Origin of the sequence: Streptomyces sp. Isolate_45 (assembly GCF_024721315.2) — a bacterium.
Classification (GTDB): Bacteria; Actinomycetota; Actinomycetes; order Streptomycetales; family Streptomycetaceae; genus Streptomyces.
The window spans coordinates 57106-62574 of record NZ_JANFAK020000038.1; the positions used below are offsets into that span (position 1 = coordinate 57106).

Consider the following 5469-nt stretch of genomic DNA (forward strand, 5'->3'; position numbering starts at 1 on the left):
CTGTATTTAATAATATGCAGAGTTAAAAAAGTCTGTGCCGGGGGGGCGCGGCGACTGCATAGTTACCGGGGGGGGGGGGGGGGGGCCCCCCCGGCCCCCCTTCCCGTCGTCCGCGAGGGGGCGCGCCTACTCCGAGCCCCACGTCCGCGTGCGCAGCGGCAGGTCCGCGGCGCCGCCGGGGCGCGGCCGGACCGCGAGGACCTGGTTCACACCGAGGCGGGCGTGCTCGAAGCCGAGCGCGGAGGCCGCCATGTACAGCAGCCAGACGCGGGCCCGACCGGGCGAGGTCAGCCGTACGGCCTCCTCCCAGTGGTCCTCCAGCCGCTTCACCCAGGCGCGCAGGGTGAGCGCGTAGTGCTCGCGCAGCGATTCCACGTCGCGCACCTCGAAGCCGACCCGCTCCAGCTCGCCGACCGTGGTGCCGAGCGGGGAGAGCTCCCCGTCGGGAAAGACGTAGGCGTCTATGAACTCGTCGATCCGGTGCGCCTCTTCGTCGGGCTCCGGGGGTCTGGCGATCTGGTGGTTCAGCAACCGACCGCCGGGGGCCAGCAGCGAGTGCAGGGTGCGGGCGTACTCGCGGTAGCGGTCGGCGCCGACGTGTTCGGCCATCCCGATCGAGGAAATGGCGTCGTACGGGCCGTCCTTGACGTCCCGGTAGTCCTGGATCCGGATCTCCACCCGGTCGGTCAGGCCCTCCTCCGCGATCCGCTTGCGGGCGTACGCGGCCTGCTCCCGGGAGAGCGTGATGCCGGTGACCCGGACGCCGTACTCACGGGCCGCGTGCAGGGCCATGGAGCCCCAGCCGCAGCCCACGTCGAGGAGCCGGGTGTCGGGGGTCAGGCCGAGCTTGCGGCAGACCAGGTCGAGCTTGTCCCGCTGGGCGTCCTCCAGGGTGCCGCCGGGGGTCCAGTAGGCGCACGAGTAGACCATCGAGGGCCCGAGCACGTGCTCGTAGAACTCGTTGCCCACGTCGTAGTGGTGGCTGATGGCCTGGCGGTCGCGACCCTTGGAGTGCGCGGGCCCCCCGCGGCGCGCGGCCTCCTCGGGCGGCGGGGCGGGCGCGGCCCACGGGCGCGCCAGGGTCACCAGCTCGCGCACGGCGGCCCGTACGTCCGGGTCGCGGAGCAGCCCCGCCGTGTCGACCGCGCCGCCGGCCCGCGCGGGCAGGAGCGGGCGCAGCGCGGCCAGCTTGGCCAGTCCGGTGGGCGGGGTGGTGGACGCGGGCGCCGGGGCGGGTTCCCGCTCCCACAGCAGGCCGCCCACCCGGTCCAGCAGCTCGAAGAGGTCGCCCTCGACGGTCAGGTCGCCGGCGACCCAGGCGCGGGCCAGGCCGAGCTCGCCCGGCTTCCACAGCATGCGGCGCAGCGCGCGCCGGTTGGCCAGGACGAGGACGGGGCCCGTCTCAGGGCCGGCCTCGGTGCCGTCCCAGGCCCGTATGCGGACGGGCAGGGGGGCGCCCAGCAGTGTTTCGGCAAGAGCGGCCAGCCGCGGCGCGGCGTCGGTCATCGCAGGCACCTCCAGAAGTTCCGACCGAACGGCCTACCCACTTCCGATCCGCGCCAATCAGCGGCTGGTGCCTCCGGGTACGCCGAAGGGGCCGCCCGCACCACGGATGGCGGACGGCCCCTTCGGGACGTACTGGTCGTGCTCAGGTTCCTGCCGGGCCGCGCCGGGTCAGGAGGCCTTGGCCTTCTCGGCCGGGGCGGCGGCGGCCGCGGGGGCCGGAGCCGGCTTGGCGGCCTCGTAGAACTCCTCGCGCGGGGTTTCGAGGGCTCCGAGGGAGACCACCTCGCGCTTGAGGAACATGCCGAGGGTCCAGTCGGCGAAGACACGGATCTTGCGGTTCCAGGTCGGCATGGCCATGCCGTGGTAGCCACGGTGCATGTACCAGGCGAGCCGGCCCTTGAGCTTGATCTTCATCTTGCCCATGACGATCATCGCGACGCCCTTGTGGAGGCCGAGGCCCGCCACCGCACCCTTGTTGGAGTGCTCGTACGTCTTCTGCGGGAAGCCCCGCATGCCCGAGATCACGTTGTCGCCGAGGACCTTGGCCTGGCGCAGCGCGTGCTGGGCGTTCGGCGGGCACCAGGCGTTCTCCACGCCGGCCTTGCGGGAGGCCACGTCCGGAACCTGGGCGTTGTCGCCCGCGGTCCAGATGTAGTCCGTGCCCTTGACCTGGAGGGTCGGCTCGGCGTCGACGTGGCCGCGCGGACCCAGCGGCAGGCCGTAGCGGGCCAGCACCGGGTTCGGCTTGACGCCCGCGGTCCAGACGATGGTGTTGGAGTCGACCTCGAGGCCGTTCTTCAGCACCACGTGGCCGTCCACGCAGGAGTCCATGGAGGTGTTGAGGTAGATCTCGATGCCGCGCGACTCCAGGTGCTCCTTGCCCCAGGTGCCGAGCTTCGGCCCGACCTCGGGAAGGATCTTGTCCGCGGCGTCGACCAGGATGAAGCGCATGTCCTCGCGCTTGATCGTGGCGTAGTACTTCGCGGCGTCGCGGGCCATGTCCTCGACCTCACCGATGGTCTCCGCGCCGGCGAAGCCGCCGCCGACGAAGACGAAGGTGAGGGCCTTGCGGCGGACGTTCTCGTCCGTCGTGGACTCGGCCTTGTCGAGCTGTTCGAGTACGTGGTTGCGCAGGCCGATGCCCTCTTCCACGCCCTTCATGCCGATGCCCTGTTCGGCCAGGCCGGGGATCGGGAAGGTGCGGGAAACGGCGCCGAGCGCGATCACCAGGTAGTCGAAAGGCAGCTCGTACGCCTCGCCGACCAGCGGCGTGACGACGGCGACCTTGCGGTCCTGGTCGATGGTCGTGACCCGGCCGGTGAGAACCTCTGCCTTGGGCAGCACGCGTCGCAGCGGGACGACGACGTGCCGAGGCGAGATGCTGCCTGCGGCCACTTCGGGGAGGAAGGGCTGGTAGGTCATGTACGAGCGCGGGTCGACGACCGTGACGGTCGCCTCGCCGTAACGCATCTTCTTCATGATGCGCTTGGCTGCGTACAGGCCTACGTACCCACCTCCTACAACGAGGATCCTGGGACGCTCCGTGGTGCTCATGAGAATGAGTATCCAGCACCCTCAGGGGTGACGCTCGTGAGCCCCTTCACAAGGTGTGGGGACACCTCTGCTACACTGCGCCGCCCACGTGACCCAGATCATGGGGTGGAGTGGGAACCGGGGGGTGGCCGGAATCGTTGTTCACCCGTCCTGAACTGGCCTCCAGGCCTGTGAGCGGAGTAGACCACCGGGTTGGTGGATACCTACCGGCGACCTCTCCCGATGTCCACGATTCACACGAACACCCCCACGAAACCCGCATGCCGGCCACGAGGGGGTCACATTGGGGGCCCACGGGCTCATATTCCTTGTGAAGAACTTCACGAAGTTCATGTGGACAGGGGGACTTTCGGCCCCCCGAAAGGCCGTTGGGGCCCTGTCCGGCGCCTCCCGCACTGCCGCCGCACTGATCGTTCTCGCCCGGACCACGATCCTCCGGCCCCGCCGGAGGACCGGCGGAGCCGCGGCTGATCAGTCGCGGAGCCGGATGACCGACCGGGTCCGGGGCCCCTCGATCGCCGACGGGTCCAGTTCCGGCCTCGGCCGGGGCTTCGCGGCCGTCAGCTTGATCTGCTGCCGGCCCGCCAGGGCCGCCCGCCACTGCCCGAGGCCCGGCCGGCTGCCGTGGGCGCCGGCGGCCTGGGCGAAGAGCGCGCGCACGGCGGCGAGCTTGCGGTCGTCGTCGAGGACCCCCGGCAGCGGGGTCAGGTCCGGCCCCGGGCTCACGTAGGCCCGCTGGGCCAGCATCCGGCCGATCGCCAGGGCCGACTTGTAGCGGTCGCTGTCGACGGTGACCGTCCCCGCCGGGGCGAGCGGGTCGTTCCAGTCCGGGGTGTCCGCCTGGGCCAGTACCGGGGCGCTGCCGCTCAGCCGGATGCCGTCGCAGTCCAGCAGGTAGACGGCCGGGTCCGGGCGGACCGTCCACAGCACGTTCGCCTGCGACAGGTCTCCCAGGACCAGGCCCGTCGCGTGCAACCGGTCGACGAGCTCGACGAACGCGACCACCAGGGCGTACCGCTCCGCGGGCGTCGGCTGGAGCACCCCCCGCCAGGCGGCCTTGGCCCCGTGGATCAGGTACGCCAGTTCCGTCAGCCGGGTCGTGCCGTCGCCGGCGGACCAGCGCATGGAGGCGGGCGCCTCGTTCATGAGGAATCCGGTGACCCGGCCCGCGTCGACGACCCGGCAGAGCGGCCACGCCGCCGAGGCGTCCAGCCGGTCCCGCTCCACCGGCGCCAGGGCCAGGCGTACGGAGACCAGGCCGGACAGGGCGTCGCCCGCGACGCGGTGCGGCTCGCGGTAGCTCTTGTAGAGCACGCCAGGCTGCCCTTCGAGGGCGCTCACCTCGCCCTGGCCGCCGTCACCCACCTTCTGCCGCGGACGCAGCGAGGAGAGCGGTACGTCGGCTCCGTCGACGACGGTCATGCGTCCGCCTCCCACAGGCAGACGGCGGTGCGGTCGTCGTCGTAGGACTTGACCCGGTACTGGAGTTGCCAGAGGAAGTCGGCGAGGCCGGGCGGCGGCGCGCAGCCGCCCCAGGCACGGCCCAGGAAGTCGCGGCTCCCCCCGTCCCCGGCGAGCATGGTCGACAGGCCGTCCGTGGACAGGACGAGCAGGTCACCGGGGAGGGTGGTGACGAGGTCGACCTCGGCGTGCCGGGTGGAGGGCAGCGCCGACGTGCCGGTGTCGATGATCCCGGTGCCGGGGCGCTGCGCGTCACCGAGCACGTCCAACTGCCAGACGCCGTCGCGCAGCAGGGCCGTACCGCCGTCGCCGACGGTGAGCAGCAGCCGGCCGCGTACGGCCGGGTCCAGGGGGACGAGCAGGACGCGCAGGGTGGTCGCGTAGTCGCCGGGGCGGTGCCCCGCCTCCTCGGCGGTGCGCACGAGGCGGTCGGCGATCCTGCCGACGGCGGAGTTGACCAGGCCGTTGAGGGACCTCTCGTTGCCCGCGCGCAGGCACTCGGACAGTTCCTCCGCGTACTCGTCGAGCAGGCGGACCGTCTCCCGGCAGACGAGGGCGGAGCCCAGGTGCGAACGGGCCGCGGAGCCGACGCCGTCCGCGACGGCCAGCAGGAGCAGCCCGGCCGTGCCGTCCGGGTCGCCGAGCCGGGCCACGCACAGCGAGTCCTGGCGGGGCTCGGCGTGGTAGCGGTGGGCGTCGCCCCGCACGGAGGCGGCCCGCACGGTGAGCGGCCCGTACGCGGCCCCGTCGAGGACGGTGTCCGGGACGGCCGCGGCCTCCACGTCGGGTCGGGCGGCGGACGGCGGGACCGGGTGCGGGACGTAGAGCGGCGGCCGGGACCCGCTGAACAGCGGGTCCCCGAGGGTGGCGACGGCCGGAACGGGCAGGGCCGCGTGGTAACGCCACAGGGACCGTTCGGTGGTGTCGATCTGCTCGGGACGCAGGCCC

At 72.4% G+C, this 5469-nt stretch carries 4 protein-coding genes; all 4 read right to left on the reverse strand.

Features of this window, described 5'->3' with window-relative positions; translation table 11 throughout:
- Nucleotides 1-126: 126 nt before the first annotated feature.
- On the reverse strand, nt 127-1506 hold the full coding sequence (locus NOD94_RS15245) for a cyclopropane-fatty-acyl-phospholipid synthase family protein (RefSeq protein WP_281206446.1): 1380 nt from the start codon (nt 1504-1506) through the stop codon (nt 127-129).
- A gap of 168 nt (nt 1507-1674) precedes the next feature.
- Nucleotides 1675-3060 carry an NAD(P)/FAD-dependent oxidoreductase gene (locus NOD94_RS15250; protein WP_281206447.1) on the reverse strand — a complete coding sequence of 462 codons (1386 nt, stop codon included), beginning with the start codon at nt 3058-3060 and terminating at the stop codon, nt 1675-1677.
- A 471-nt stretch (nt 3061-3531) separates the two neighbouring features.
- Nucleotides 3532-4482, reverse strand: a complete 951-nt coding sequence (locus NOD94_RS15255; protein WP_281206448.1) for a phosphotransferase — start codon at nt 4480-4482, stop codon at nt 3532-3534.
- Nucleotides 4479-5469: PP2C family serine/threonine-protein phosphatase (locus NOD94_RS15260; protein ID WP_281206449.1), on the reverse strand; the 991-nt coding region annotated here is incomplete at its 5' end. The genes NOD94_RS15260 and NOD94_RS15255, both read right to left, overlap by 4 nt.

What these genes read in the sequence shown, in the direction of transcription:
- NOD94_RS15245 (WP_281206446.1), bottom strand. Translation starts at nt 1,506, where the DNA reads ATGACCGACGCCGCGCCGCGGCTGGCCGCTCTTGCCGAAACACTGCTG.
- NOD94_RS15250 (WP_281206447.1), bottom strand. Translation starts at nt 3,060, where the DNA reads ATGAGCACCACGGAGCGTCCCAGGATCCTCGTTGTAGGAGGTGGGTAC.
- NOD94_RS15255 (WP_281206448.1), bottom strand. Translation starts at nt 4,482, where the DNA reads ATGACCGTCGTCGACGGAGCCGACGTACCGCTCTCCTCGCTGCGTCCG.